Annotated in this window: 13 protein-coding genes and 1 other RNA gene; 10 read left to right on the top strand and 4 right to left on the bottom strand. The window is 68.1% G+C overall.

The annotated features are described in order from the left end of the window. Positions 1-29: 29 nt before the first annotated feature. From WKF39_RS00650 to WKF39_RS00685, 8 genes are read left to right on the top strand one after another with little or no spacing between them, the layout of a single operon-like run. A complete protein-coding gene (locus tag WKF39_RS00650; protein ID WP_340384907.1) occupies positions 30-779 on the top strand; it encodes a hypothetical protein in 750 nt (249 codons plus the stop codon). After that, entirely contained in the window at positions 752-1,570 is an 819-nt protein-coding gene (locus WKF39_RS00655) for an adenylate/guanylate cyclase domain-containing protein (RefSeq protein WP_340384909.1), read from the top strand. Before WKF39_RS00650 ends, WKF39_RS00655 begins: the two co-directional genes overlap by 28 nt. 13 nt (positions 1,571-1,583) lie before the next feature. After that, positions 1,584-2,411 carry a putative protein N(5)-glutamine methyltransferase gene (locus tag WKF39_RS00660; RefSeq protein ID WP_340384911.1) on the top strand — a complete coding sequence of 276 codons (828 nt, stop codon included), beginning with the start codon at positions 1,584-1,586 and terminating at the stop codon, positions 2,409-2,411. A gap of 12 nt (positions 2,412-2,423) precedes the next feature. Further along, positions 2,424-4,532: a RecQ family ATP-dependent DNA helicase gene (locus WKF39_RS00665; RefSeq protein ID WP_340384913.1), complete on the top strand. Its 2,109-nt coding sequence runs from the start codon at positions 2,424-2,426 to the stop codon at positions 4,530-4,532. 45 nt (positions 4,533-4,577) lie between these two features. After that, entirely contained in the window at positions 4,578-5,396 is an 819-nt protein-coding gene (locus tag WKF39_RS00670) for a Nif3-like dinuclear metal center hexameric protein (protein ID WP_340384915.1), read from the top strand. Further along, a complete protein-coding gene (locus WKF39_RS00675; RefSeq protein WP_340384917.1) occupies positions 5,366-6,979 on the top strand; it encodes an AMP-binding protein in 1,614 nt (537 codons plus the stop codon). The genes WKF39_RS00670 and WKF39_RS00675 overlap by 31 nt, the downstream gene beginning before the upstream one ends. 5 nt (positions 6,980-6,984) lie before the next feature. After that, positions 6,985-7,728 carry a C4-type zinc ribbon domain-containing protein gene (locus WKF39_RS00680; protein WP_340384919.1) on the top strand — a complete coding sequence of 248 codons (744 nt, stop codon included), beginning with the start codon at positions 6,985-6,987 and terminating at the stop codon, positions 7,726-7,728. Further along, positions 7,725-8,837 carry a bifunctional RNase H/acid phosphatase gene (locus tag WKF39_RS00685; protein ID WP_340384921.1) on the top strand — a complete coding sequence of 371 codons (1,113 nt, stop codon included), beginning with the start codon at positions 7,725-7,727 and terminating at the stop codon, positions 8,835-8,837. Before WKF39_RS00680 ends, WKF39_RS00685 begins: the two co-directional genes overlap by 4 nt. Here the strand turns inward: WKF39_RS00685 and WKF39_RS00690 are convergent. Both WKF39_RS00690 and WKF39_RS00695 read right to left on the bottom strand, forming a co-directional pair. Then, positions 8,818-9,615, bottom strand: a complete 798-nt coding sequence (locus WKF39_RS00690) for a peroxide stress protein YaaA (protein ID WP_340384923.1) — start codon at positions 9,613-9,615, stop codon at positions 8,818-8,820. The genes WKF39_RS00685 and WKF39_RS00690 overlap by 20 nt on opposite strands. 28 nt (positions 9,616-9,643) lie before the next feature. Next, the gene (locus WKF39_RS00695; RefSeq protein ID WP_340384925.1) at positions 9,644-10,195 is read right to left on the bottom strand and encodes a TMEM165/GDT1 family protein; all 552 of its coding nucleotides are present in this window, start codon (positions 10,193-10,195) and stop codon (positions 9,644-9,646) included. Positions 10,196-10,437: 242 nt separating this feature from the next. On the opposite strand from WKF39_RS00695, the gene rnpB reads away from it, so the two are divergent. Next, an RNA gene (gene rnpB / locus WKF39_RS00700) (RNase P RNA component class A) lies at positions 10,438-10,890 on the top strand. Positions 10,891-10,914: 24 nt separating this feature from the next. Here rnpB and WKF39_RS00705 read toward each other — a convergent pair. Beyond that, complete coding sequence (locus tag WKF39_RS00705; protein WP_340384927.1) at positions 10,915-11,154, bottom strand: hypothetical protein; 240 nt, start codon at positions 11,152-11,154, stop codon at positions 10,915-10,917. 170 nt (positions 11,155-11,324) lie between these two features. Here WKF39_RS00705 and WKF39_RS00710 point away from each other — a divergent pair, with 170 nt between their 5' ends. Further along, positions 11,325-12,161, top strand: coding sequence for an aldo/keto reductase (locus tag WKF39_RS00710; RefSeq protein ID WP_340384929.1), 837 nt, complete (start codon positions 11,325-11,327; stop codon positions 12,159-12,161). Between the two features lie 23 nt (positions 12,162-12,184). Here WKF39_RS00710 and map read toward each other — a convergent pair whose 3' ends face one another. Beyond that, on the bottom strand, positions 12,185-13,033 hold the full coding sequence (gene map, locus WKF39_RS00715) for a type I methionyl aminopeptidase (protein ID WP_340384931.1): 849 nt from the start codon (positions 13,031-13,033) through the stop codon (positions 12,185-12,187). Positions 13,034-13,056 lie beyond the last annotated feature (23 nt).

Raw genomic sequence — 13,056 nt, forward strand, 5'->3', positions numbered from 1 at the left:
ACCGCCCGACGATCGAGAACGGAGTCCATGTGCCAAGCGTCCACAAGCGAGGCAACGACTGGCTGATGGGGGCGCCGGAGCAGTCATTCGGTCGCATGCGGGTGAGAGTGCAGATCCTCCTCACGACCCTGCTGATCCTCACCAACGTGATCGGTGCTGGAATCGTCTTCGGGCTGACGTTCCTGATCACTCCTGGGAACGGTCCATCCGTGCGGTTCCTCACCACTCTCGCGATCGCGGTGCCGGTCTATGTGGCCGTCGCGGTCCTGATCGGAGCGAGCACCGTCACGGTCAGTGCCCTGCGCGCACTGCGATGGGCGCTGGAGGAGCGCGAGCCGACCGCAGAGGAGCGCCGTACTGCCCTGGGTCTGCCTCTCAGACTCACCCTGATCCAGTCGTCACTGTGGCTCGGGGCGACGATCCTGTTCCCGGTCCTTGCCCTGATCGCCCAGCCCGAAGCCGCCCTGAGCTCTGGTTTCGCGGTCGGGATCGCGGGCCTGGTCGTCAGCGCCATCGCCTATCTGATCACCGAGTTCTCTCTGCGGCCGGTCGCTGCACGTGCCCTCGCCAGTCGGGCGATCGAAGACAAGCTGGGAGCGGGGGTCCAGCGCGGGATGCTCACCTTCTGGGGCCTGGGCACGGCCGCCCCCGTGCTCGGGCTGGTCGTGTCGGCGATCATCTCGTTGACACGTGATGAGTCGAATGCGACTCGGTTGTCGTTCGTGGTCCTGGGGTTGGCGTTGGTGGTCTGGTGTTCGGTCTGCTCGTCACGGTCCTGAATGCCCGCGCGGTCGTCGGTCCGATCGCGGCGGTCCAGTCAGCGCTCTTCAAGGTCGGTGAGGGTGACTTCGACGTCGAGGTGCGAGTCGATGACGGCACCGAGCTGGGGCTGTTGCAGTCCGGATTCAACGAGATGGTCCAGGGCCTTCGTGAGCGGGAGCGGATCCGCGACCTCTTCGGCCGGCACGTCGGGCAGGCCGTTGCGACGGCCGCGACCTCCGGTGACGTCGAGCTCGGCGGCCAGACCCTCGATGTCTCGGTCCTGATGATCGATCTGGTGGGGTCGACGACATACGCGGCAACCCGCGAGCCCGGCGAAGTCGTCGCGATGCTCAACCGGTTCTTCACGGTGATCGTCGAGGAGGTCGATCGGCGCGAGGGGTTGGTCAACAAGTTCATGGGCGACGCAGTCCTGGCCATCTTCGGCGCCCCGCTCGACCTCGACGACCATGCCGGCGGAGCGTTGGAGGCCGCTCGTGCGATAGCCGGACGCCTCGCCACCGAGATGCCTGAGATCGGGGCCGGTATCGGCGTCTCGACCGGCCAGGCCGTGGCCGGCAACGTGGGGCACCAGTCGCGCTTCGAATACACCGTGATCGGCGACGCGGTGAATGCAGCCGCCCGTCTGACCGAGCTGGCCAAGGATGTGGAAGGGCGGGTGCTCGTCTCGACCGCCAGTGTGTCGGCGTCCGGCCCTGCCGAGCAGGAACACTGGGTCAGCGACGGGAGCCCGGTCCTGCGAGGACGGACCGAGCCGACGCAGACCTCCCGCCTCGCCGTGGTCCGGTGACCTTGGTGCACCAGTGGCTTTAGCTCGACACCGCGACGCGTACGACCACGTCGTAGCGGCTCTGCGTTCGGCTGGCTGCGTGTTCGCCGAGGATGAGGCCGATCTGCTGATCGAAGAGGCGAGCGATCCTGGCGCGCTCGAGTCGATGCTCGCCCGGAGGGTGGCCGGCGAGCCGTTGGAGGTCATCGTCGGCTGGGCCGAGTTCGGTGGTCTGCGGGTCATCGTCGAGCCGGGAGTCTTCGTGCCCCGCAGGCGTACGGAAGCGCTCGTGCGAGAGGCCGTCGCGGTCGTGGGGACCAGGGCCATCGTCGTGGACCTGTGCTGCGGGACGGGTGCTGTCGGCATGGCCATCCAGGGCGCAGTCAGCGGGATCGAGCTGTACGCATCGGACATCGACCCGGTCGCGGTGCGTTGCGCGCGACGCAACGTCGAGCCGCTCGGCGGGCGGGTGTTCGAGGGTGACCTCTACGCACCGTTGCCGGCCTCGTTGCGCGGGCGGACCGACGTGCTGGTCGTCAACGCTCCGTACGTGCCGACCGGCGCGATCGGGCTGATGCCGTCGGAGGCCCGCGATCACGAACCACGCATCACGCTTGACGGGGGAGCCGACGGGACCGAGATCCAGCACCGAGTCGCCGCAGCAGCAGCGGACTGGCTGGCTCCAGGCGGGCACCTGCTGATCGAGACGAGCCAGGAGCAGGCCGAGCACACGGCTGCCGCGGTCGTGGGTGGCGGCCTGACTGCCGAGGTCAGGCGCGCCGATGATGTGGACGGAACCGTCCTCGTGGGTCGCCGTCCACACCCACGTGGGCCGAGCGGGCCCCATGTCGGCGGTGGCTGACACAGTGGGGTCATGTCATCGACGAGCACCGAGCTGGATGCCACCGACGCGCTGCGCCAGCTGACCGGGCGTGCCGACGCGGTCTTCCACGAGGGCCAGCTCGAGGCGATCCAGGCCCTGGTCGATGATCGTCGTCGCGCTCTCGTCGTGCAGCGCACAGGTTGGGGCAAGTCGGCGGTCTACTTCATCGCGACATTGCTTCTCCGTCAGCGCGGTGCCGGACCGACGCTGCTGGTGTCTCCGCTCCTGGCGCTGATGCGCGACCAGGTCGCCGCGGCTGCGCGGGCCGGCGTGCGAGCCGTGGCGATCAACTCGGCCAATCCGCACGAGTGGGACGAGACCAGGGCCAAGCTCAGCGCCGACGAGGTCGACATCCTGCTGGTGTCACCCGAACGGCTCAACAACCCTCGCTTCCGGGATGAGCAGCTCCCGGCGCTGATCGATCGCATGGGGATGCTCGTGGTCGACGAGGCGCACTGCATCTCCGACTGGGGACACGACTTCCGTCCTGACTATCGCCGCCTGGCCGAGCTGATCGGCCAGCTTCCGGGCGATCTGCCCGTCCTCGCCACGACCGCGACCGCCAACGCACGCGTCGTCACCGATGTGGCCGAGCAGCTCGGCTCGGTCGATCAGGTGCTGACGATCCGCGGATCTCTCGCACGTACGTCGTTGCGGCTCGGCGTGCTCGAGCTCACCGGCTCGCGCGAGCGGCTCGGCTGGCTGCTCAGCCACCTGGCCGAGCTGCCCGGCAGCGGCATCATCTACGCATTGACGGTCTCGGCCGCCGAGGACACCGCACGGCTGCTGCGAGACGGCGGTCAGCCGGTTCGCGCCTACACCGGCCGCACCGACCCCGAGCAGCGCGAAGAGCTCGAGCGGCAGCTCAAGGACAACGAGATCAAGGCGTTGGTCGCGACCAGCGCCCTGGGGATGGGTTTCGACAAGCCGGACCTCGGCTTCGTGATCCACCTCGGCGCCCCGTCCTCCCCGGTCGCCTACTACCAGCAGGTCGGCCGCGCCGGACGCGCCACCGACAACGCCGACGTGCTGCTCCTGCCCGGGCGTGAGGACGCCGACATCTGGCACTACTTCGCCACTTCGTCGATGCCCGACGAGCAACGTGCGGCCGCCGTGATCGGCGAGCTCGGTGACAAGCCGCTGTCGACCCCCGCGCTCGAGGCGCTGGTCAACCTGCGCCGTACGCCCTTGGAGCTCCTGCTCAAGGTGCTCGACGTCGATGGCGCCGTGCGCCGGGTGCAGGGCGGATGGGTCGCGACCGGGCAGCCGTGGACATATGACCGCGAGCGCTACGAACGCATCGCCGAGGCACGATCGGCCGAACAGGCGTCGATGCTCCGCTATGAGCGGTCGACGACATGCCGCATGGAGATGCTCCAGCGCGACCTCGATGACCCCACCGCGTCACCCTGCGGCCGCTGCGACAACTGCGCCGAACCGTGGTTCCCGACCGATGTGGCCGCCGATGCTGCCCAGGTGGCCTCGAGCACGCTCGACAAGGTCGGCGTCGAGATCGAGCCGCGCGCCCAGTGGCCCACGGGCGCCACCAGGTTGGGCGTCGAGGCCAAGGGCAAGATCCCTGAGGACCAGCGCGCTGAGCCAGGACGAGCGGTCGCGCGGCTGACTGATCTCGGGTGGGGCGGAGTCCTGCGGGAGATGTTCGCCGCTGGCGCGCAGGACGGGCCGGTCACCGACGAGATGCTGGGCGCGTGTGTGCGTGTCCTCAAGGACTGGAGCTGGGTCGAGCGCCCCGCTGCGGTGGTCGCCATCGGTTCACGGTCGCGCCCACTCCTGGTCGACTCGCTGGCTCGCGGCATCGCTCGCATCGGTCGCCTCGAAGACCTCGGCAACCTCGACCTGCTCGGCGAGGGTTCGCGAGGCGGGCCGGGCGGCAACAGCGCCTATCGACTCGCCGACGTCTGGGGCACCTTCGGGGTCGGCGTCGGCCTCTCCTCGGGGCTGGCCGGCCTGGGCGGAAAGCCGGTGCTGTTGATCGACGATCGGGTCGACAGCCGCTGGACCATGACGGTCGCCGCGCGAGAGCTGCGCCTCCACGGCGCCGGGTCGGTGCTCCCGCTGGCTCTCGCCATCGTCGCCTGATCCCACCCTCCGCGCGGGGGCGGAGGGTCTCGCTAGAGTGCGGGGATGCCCACCCTGCGCGAAGTTGTCGGCGTCCTCGATGGCCTCTACGACCCCCTCTGGGCCGACGACTGGGACGCCGTGGGCACGGTCGCGGGCGATCCCGACGCCGAGGTCGCCAAGATCCTGTTCGCGGTCGATCCCGTGCAAGACGTCGTCGACGAGGCGGTCGCCTGGGGTGCCGACCTCGTCGTGACACACCACCCGCTGTGGCTGCGAGGCGTCACCTCGGTCGCGGCCAGCTCACCCAAGGGCCGGGTCGTCCACACGCTGATCAGCAACGGCATCGGACTGCACACTTGCCACACCAACGCCGACTCGCCGCCGCTGGGAGTCTCGGAGTCGATGGCCCTGACACTGGGGCTCTCCGACATACGACCGCTGGAGCCTGACCCGGACGGCCCCGGTGACAGGGGGAGCGGGCGAATCGGCACGCTCAGCACAGAGATGACGCTGGACTCCTTCGCTGCGTATGTCGCCGAGTCCCTGCCCACGCACCGCAGCGCCACCCGGGTCGCCGGCGACCCGTCAACCGTGATCAACACCGCGGCGTTGTGCGGCGGCTCGGGGGACTTCCTGCTGGCCGCTGCTGATGCCGCCGGTGCCGACGTATACGTGACCTCGGACCTGCGTCACCATCCGGTCAGTGAGCACTTCGAGACACCCGGGGCGTGTGCCGTGATCGACGTGCCGCACTGGGCTGCCGAATGGACCTGGTTGCCGGTCGCCTCGGCCGCGGTGGCCGACCGGTTGGACGGCGTCGAGGTCAAGGTCTCCACGATCATCACCGATCCATGGAGCTCGGCGATCGTGGCCGACCGATGATCCGCCCACGATCGCTGCTCGAGGCGGCGCACGCCGGTGCGGGCCTCGCGGTGTCCGCCGGTCTGGTCCGACCGATGGGCCCAGCCACGGTGGGCCGGATGATCGGCGCAGGTCTGCGGCATCAGGCCTCGGCGTCGGCCCTGCTCGGCCTGGCGGCAGCCCAGTGGCCCGACCGGCCCTGTGTCATCGACGACGACGGCGTGAGCACCTGCGCCGAGGTATATCGCCGAACGGGTCGCCTCGCAGGCGCCCTGAGGGCACGTGGCGTCTTGCGCGGCAGCAAGGTCGGGGTCATGTGCCGAAATCATGTGGGATTCGTGGTCGCCAGCTTCGCCGCACTGTGGGCGGACGCCGATCTCGTGCTGCTCAACACCGATTTCGGCCCCACACAGCTCGGAGACGTCATCCGGGGCCAGGGGATCGACGTCCTGGTGCACGACGAGGAGTTCGCCGAGCGCCTGACCGGCATCGATGTCGACGCCTATGTCGCGGATGCCGGTGGTGCGTCTTCGATCCGCTCGCTCGAGAGCGAGGGCAGGCGACCTCCGGCAACGGGCGGGAGCCATGGCCGGCTCGTGATCATGACGTCCGGGACGACCGGGTCACCCAAGGGATCGCGGCGGGATGCCGATCTGCTCGGAGCGCTGGCTCCGGTCAGCTCATTGCTCCGCGGCATCGGGCTGCGCAGCGGCGCCCCGGTGCTCATCGCGCCGCCGATCTTCCACGGTTTCGGGCTGGCGTACCTCCTGATGAGCATGTCGCTGGGCTGCCCGGTCGTGCTGACCCGCCGATTCGACCCACCGGACGTCCTCCGCCGGATCGCGCGGGACCGGGTCGAGATCGTGTTCGCCGTGCCGGTCATGATCGCGCGCCTGCTCGCCGTGCCGGCGGACGTACGCGGATCCAGTGACCTCTCGTCTCTCCGGGCGGTCCAGTCCGGAGCAGCGCCACTCCCGCCCGACCTGGCAACCCGATTCATGGATGCGTTCGGCGAGGTTCTGCATGACGTCTATGGCTCGACCGAGAGTGGGTGGTCGACGCTCGCGAGCTCGCAGGATCTGCGCGATGCACCCGGTACGGTCGGGAGGCCGCTGCGAGGTGTCTCCATCCGCGTCCTCGGACCGGATGACCGGAGCGTGGCCGCCGATGAGGTCGGAGCGATCTTCGTGTCGAGCGGCATGACCGAGCCGATCTACACCGGTGGAGGCGGCAAACGGGTCGTCGACGACCACGTGAGCACCGGCGACCTCGGTCATCTCGACGGCGCGGGGCGCCTGTTCATCGACGGCCGTGAGGACGACATGATCGTGTCCGGCGGGGAGAATGTCTTCCCGGGTGAGGTCGAGGACGTCCTCGACTCCCACCCTGATGTCGACGAGGTGTACGTCCACGGCGTGGTGGACTCCGAGTTCGGTCAACGGCTCCGCGCCGAGGTGGTCCTGCGGGACGACACCGAGGTGTCGGCGCAGGACATCAAGGACTTCGTCCGCGAACGACTGGCCCGCTTCAAGGTGCCGCGGGACGTCGAGTTCGTCGAGGCGCTCGAGCGGACGGCGACCGGAAAGGTCAGACGGGTACGGTAGCCCTTGTGAAAGCCGACCTCTCCGCCCAGTCCGCCCTGCTCGACCTCCAGGCCCAGGACTCCGCCCTCGCACAGCTTCAGCACCGGAAGAACTCCCTGCCGGAGCTCGCCCAGATCGAGGAGCTGCAGACCAAGGCGGGTGAGCTCGACGGTGCACGCATCGAGGCAGACACCGAAGTCTCCGACCTGACTCGTGCGCAGAAGAAGGCCGATGCCGAGGTCGAGCAGGTCAAGACCAGACGAACCCGCGACGAGGAGCGGCTCAACTCCGGAGCGATCAGCAACCCCAAGGATCTGGAGAGCCTCCAGCACGAGCTCGTGGCCCTCCAGCGACGGATCTCGACGCTCGAGGACGATGAGCTCGAGGTCATGGAATCGCTCGAGGCGGCCCAGAGCCGACTGACTTCGCTCCAGGCGGATCTCGATTCGGTCAACGAAGAGCTCTCCCACTCGATCGCCGCGCGGGACGCTGCTGTCGCCGTGCTGGACGAGCGGGCGGCCGGTGCACAGACAGATCGCGCGCAGGCGGCAAGCGGAGTTCCCGATGATCTCATCGCGCTCTATGACAAGGTCCGCGCCCAGTACGGAGGCCTGGGCGCAGCTGCCCTGCGGGCCCGTCGGTGCGAGGGTTGCCGGCTCGAGCTGAATGGCGCGGACCTGCGTGACATCGCGGCCGCGCCCGAGGATGAAGTGATTCGCTGCCCCGAGTGCAGCCGCATCCTGGTGCGTACGCCCGAGTCTGGCCTGTGACTGCTCGGATCATCGTTGAGGCCGACGGCGGTTCGCGCGGCAACCCGGGACCATCCTCGTACGGCGCTCTGATCCGCGACGCCGACACCGGCATGCTGATCGCGCAACGTGGCGAGACGATCGGCATCGCGACCAACAATGTCGCCGAATACAGCGGATTGATCGCCGGGCTCGAGCTGGCCCGCGAGCACGCGCCCGACGCCGAGGTCGAGGTGCGGATGGACTCCAAGCTCGTCATCGAGCAGATGGCCGGGCGGTGGAGGATCAAGCACCCAGACATGAAGCCGTTGGCCCTGCAGGCCCAACGCCTGACTCCGGCCGACGTGACCTGGACGTGGGTGCCACGCGAGCACAACAAGGCCGCCGATGCACTCGCCAACGCGGCCCTCGACGACGAAGCGAGCGGTGGCTCGGGCAAGGTCACCGAGCCGGGACCCACCCGCAGGGCGCGTGTCGCCAAGGCGCCGGCAGCTCCCGGTTGGACCGCGATGACGGGGGAGCCGACGACGCTGATCCTGCTGCGGCACGGAGTTACGGAGTCGACCGAGCGCAAGATCTTCAGCGGCAGCGGTGGCGCCGACCCGGGGTTGACGGAGGCCGGCGCCGAGCAGGCCAGACGCGCCACGGCCTGGATCGCCCGGCACGGTGGTGCAGACGTCGTGCTCTCGTCACCCCTGCGACGCACGCAGGAGACCGCTGCGGTCGTCGCCGGAGAGCTCGATCTGGACGTCACGGTCGAACCCGGCCTGCTCGAGGCGTCGTTCGGCGAGTGGGACGGCTTCACGTTTGCCGAGATCCAGGAGCGGTGGCCGACCGAGATCACCGAATGGCTCGGATCCACCGCGGTGCCTCCGCCGGGCGGTGAATCCTTCGACGCCGTCGATTCGCGTGTTGCCGAGGCGCGGGACCGGATCCTGCGGACCTATGTGGGTCAGACCGTCGTCGCGGTGAGCCACGTGACACCGATCAAGCTGCTGGTGCGAGGTGCGCTCGAGGCGCCGATGTCGACGATCTACAAGATGGAGCTGTCGCCGGCTTCGATCACGGTCGTGGCGTGGTGGCCGGACGGGCGCGCCTCAGTGCGCAACCTCAACGTCGTGCCGGACTGACGACCCGGCCGGGCTGGACCTCCGCGACCACGACATCCAGCCGTTGGCCCTCGCGCTCGACGGTCCAACCGAGATCGCTCAGCACCGACTGCAGCTCGTCGATCGTACGAGGATCCGCCCCGGACTCGAGCAACCCGCGCACGACGCGCCCCTTGGTCGCCTTGTTGAAGTGACTCACCACCTTGCGGACCCCCTGGTGCTCGTGGAGCACCCGCATCGTCGCCGTGCGTGGCGCCAGCTCCGGCGGAGGCTTGCCGAGCGCCGTGTATGTCCCGGAGCGCAGGTCGACCAGCAGGCCGTCACCCGTCAGCTCCTGCATGACGCGGGGCAGCGGCGCGCGCCAGCGTCCCGCTACGGTCCCGAGGCGGGGCAGGCTGACGGTTCCCGACAAGCGGTAGGCCGGAATCAGGTCGCTCGGTCGCAGGAGGCCGAACAGTGCGCTCGCGATCGCCAACGACTGGTCGGCTCGCTCGCGGGTCTCCGGGTCGAGGCTCGGCAGGTCCAGCTCGGAGAACAGCACGCCGGTGTAGATGGCGTCGGCGCGGGCCGCCGGCTCCTCGATCAGGTTGGCGTTGACTGTGATCGAGTCGACCTGGGTGGTGCCGAGACCGAGCACCGCAATCGCCCGCTGGGGATTGCCGTTGCAGAGCTTGACGAGGGTCCGGAGCAGCTGTGCGCGTACAGGACTGAGGCGTGGGAACGAGAGTGCCTCGAGGTCGAGCGGGGGTCCTGACTCCGGCCGGGTCTTGCCCTCGGAGGGTGGGAGCAGGATCAGCACGGATCGACCCTATCGGCCCTCGTCGGGGTCAGCTGACCAGCATCCAGATCCCCACAGCGGCGAACAGCAGCGCGGAGATGAGGTGCACGACGCGGATCGGGAGCACCTGCAGGAGCGCACGTCCGACGAACACCGCGAGCACGATCGAGATCAGCATGCCGATCGTGCTGCCGATCCAGATCAGCGCCCAGTGGTGCTGCGTCGAGAGGGTCAAGGTCGCGAGCATGGTCTTGTCGCCGAGCTCGGACACGACGAACGCAACCCCCACGACGAGGACGGCAGCGCCACCGCGCGAGCGCTCCTTGGGCTCCTCGTTCGCCGCGAGATGGCGCAGGGTCAGTGCAGCGAACAGGAGGAACAGCAGGCCACCTCCTATGCGTACGGCCTGCTCGGGCAGCGCGTCGCCGATCGCGTTTCCGACGAGGGCCGAGACGAGGTTGGTGAGCGTGCAGGCGAGCCCGGCGCCGAGGATGACGGTCCGCGCCCGGTAGCGGGTTGCGAACGTCATCGACATGAGCTGGCTCTTGTCGCCGAGCTCGGCCACGAACACCAGTGCAGCGCTCAACAGGACCGCATACATGAAGGAGGCTCCTCGTCCGCCTGGACGAAGAGCCTGGGATGACAAGCCTTCGACCAGGCATGTCAATGACACATGCTGGTCGAAAGTCTCGTCCGCCATCCGGAGATGGCCTGCTGCACCGGACCTCACAACTTCGCGAGATCAGTATGTCGACACAGCCGTTGGGGACTACTCCCTTTCGTGCCCCGAGTCTAACGGACTTCGCTGCCCACGTGAGCACCGCGTAGGATCGGGATCGCGAATGAGTCGGCCGGGCGGCCGCGGCACCCCACCTCTGGGTGGAGGTGTCGAGGAAAGTCCGGACTCCGCAGAGTGACGGTGGTGGCTAACGGCCACCCACGGCGACGTGCGGGACAGTGCCACAGAAATGAAACCGCCAGCGGCCTTCGCCCGATCATGAGCGAGCACGCTCGCTCATGGCGACGGCGAAGGTGCGGGTAAGGGTGAAACGGTGAGGTAAGAGCTCACCAGCGCTCCGGGTGACCGGGGCGGCTAGGTAAACCCCACCGGGAGCAAGACCAAGAGGACACACGTCGCTTCGGCAACGTGGGTCTGCGCTGACGGGCTGCTCGTCCCATGTCAGCGGGTAGGTTGCACGAGGCGTCCAGCAATGGGCGTCCCAGATGGATGGTCGCCCGGGTCGTCGGAGAGATTCGATGGCCCGACAGGATCCGGCTTACAGGCCGGCTCATTCGCCCCTTGACGACCGGCCCGACCGCTCAGCCGGCGTCGGCGAGGTGCATCGAGTGCTGGATGGCCAGCGCGTCGAACTGCCACGTGATCTCACGGACGATGTCGACCACATCGGGATCATCGGTCTCGATCGTGACCACGAGATGGCGGTTGTTGTTCCAGCCGGGCGCGTCGATCGTGATGTCGGGGATCGCGCCGAGCGCGAGGGAGACCGTGGAGAAGGCGTCGTCGCTACTCATCTGCATGTTGAGTACGACGCGAAGCATGATTTTATCCTCCCACGCTGGGCCCCCAATTGGTGAGCGAATGCAGATCGACGAAGGTATGGGGTGCGCTCTGGTGCACGGCACGTAGGCTGAAAGGGCAGGCCCGCCCCATCATCGGCAGCGGCCGCTCTCGCTAGATCACACACCCCCGATCCCAGGAGATCTGATCCATGAGCACTGTTCCCACCATCGACCTCAACAACGGCGTCTCGATCCCTCAGCTCGGCTTCGGGGTCTATCAGGTGCCGCCCGAGGACACCAAGGAGGCGACTCTCACGGCGCTCGAGGTCGGCTATCGCCACATCGACACCGCGCAGATGTATGGCAATGAGAAGGGTGTCGGCGAGGCTGTTCGGGAGTCGGGTCTGGATCGCTCCGATGTCTTCGTCACGAGCAAGCTCAACAACGGCTTCCACGCATACGAAGACGCAATCGCCGCGTTCGACCTGTCCCTGGAGACGCTGGGGTTCGACCAGCTCGACCTCTTCCTCATCCACTGGCCGCTGCCCGGCATCGACATCGACTTCGTCGAGACCTGGAAGGCGTTGGAGGAGGTCTACCGTGCCGGCAAGGCCAAGGCGATCGGTGTCTCAAACTTCCAGCCGACCCACCTGCGCCGGCTGATCCAGGAGTCCGAGATCGTGCCCGCGGTCAATCAGATCGAGGTCCACCCCTACCTGACACAGGAGGACGTGCGCGCCGAGTGCACCGAGCACGGGATCGCGATCGAGGCCTGGTCACCGATCGCCCAAGGGCTCGTCCTCGACAATCCGGCCATCACCGGGATTGCCAAGGAGCACGACAAGACCGCGGCCCAGGTCGTGCTCAGGTGGCACATCCAGCGCGGCGACATCATCTTCCCCAAGTCGGTGACCCGCGAGCGGGTCGAGGAGAACTTCGAGATCTTCGACTTCGAGCTCCCCGACGGCGACATGGGTCTGATCACGGCCCTCAACCAGGACCAGCGCACCGGGCCCAACCCGGACGAGTTCAACTGGATCCCCTGAGCGACCCGCGAGCTGGGCGGAGGTCAGGACAGTGTCAGGATCTCCGCGCCGCCAGCGGTGACCAGGAGGGTGTGCTCGAACTGGGCTGTCCGTGACTTGTCCTGGGTCGTGGCGGTCCACCCGTCGTCCCACATGTCCCACTCGACGGATCCGAGCGTCAGCATCGGCTCGATCGTGAACGTCATGCCTGGTTCGATGACGGTGTCATGGGCGGGGTCGTCGTAGTGGGGGATGACGAGCCCGTCGTGGAAAGCGGGTCCGACGCCGTGCCCCGTGAAGTCGCGGACCACGCCATAGCCGAATCGTCTGGCGTAGGACTCGATGACCCGGCCGATCACGTTGACCTCGCGGCCCGGCTTGACCGCGCGAATCGCGCGCATCGTGGCCTCGTGCGTGCGTTCGACCAGGAGGCGGGAATCCTGGTCGACGTCGCCGACGAGATAGGTCTTGTTGGTGTCGCCGTGCACTCCGCCGATGTAGGCCGTGATGTCGATGTTGACGATGTCGCCGTCGTCGAGCCGCCGGTCGTCGGGGATGCCGTGGCAGATGACCTCGTTGACGCTGCTGCACAGCGACTTGGGGTAGCCGCGATATCCCAGCGTGGAGGGGTAGGCGCCATGGGCGGTCAAGAACTCGTGGCCGACCCGGTCGAGCTCGTCGGTCGTGACGCCCGGAGCGATGGCCGCTTCGACGGCGTCGAGTGCCTGCGCGGCGATCCGGCCCGCAACCCGCATAGCCGCGATCGTCTCGGCGTCACGCACGTACGAGCCGCGATAGGGCAGGGGAGCGATCTGTCCGACATACTCCGGACGCTCGATCGAGGCCGGCACGGCGCGCTCAGGGGACAGTCGGCCAGCGGTCAGGACGTTCACCCGCAGAGTCTAGACAACGCATG

This window comes from Aeromicrobium sp. (genome assembly GCF_037719875.1).
GTDB lineage: Bacteria > Actinomycetota > Actinomycetes > Propionibacteriales > Nocardioidaceae > Aeromicrobium.

What these genes read in the sequence shown, in the direction of transcription:
- WKF39_RS00665 (WP_340384913.1), top strand. Translation starts at nt 2,424, where the DNA reads ATGTCATCGACGAGCACCGAGCTGGATGCCACCGACGCGCTGCGCCAG.
- WKF39_RS00670 (WP_340384915.1), top strand. Translation starts at nt 4,578, where the DNA reads ATGCCCACCCTGCGCGAAGTTGTCGGCGTCCTCGATGGCCTCTACGAC.
- WKF39_RS00675 (WP_340384917.1), top strand. Translation starts at nt 5,366, where the DNA reads ATGGAGCTCGGCGATCGTGGCCGACCGATGATCCGCCCACGATCGCTG.
- WKF39_RS00695 (WP_340384925.1), bottom strand. Translation starts at nt 10,195, where the DNA reads ATGTATGCGGTCCTGTTGAGCGCTGCACTGGTGTTCGTGGCCGAGCTC.
- WKF39_RS00705 (WP_340384927.1), bottom strand. Translation starts at nt 11,154, where the DNA reads ATGCTTCGCGTCGTACTCAACATGCAGATGAGTAGCGACGACGCCTTC.
- WKF39_RS00710 (WP_340384929.1), top strand. Translation starts at nt 11,325, where the DNA reads ATGAGCACTGTTCCCACCATCGACCTCAACAACGGCGTCTCGATCCCT.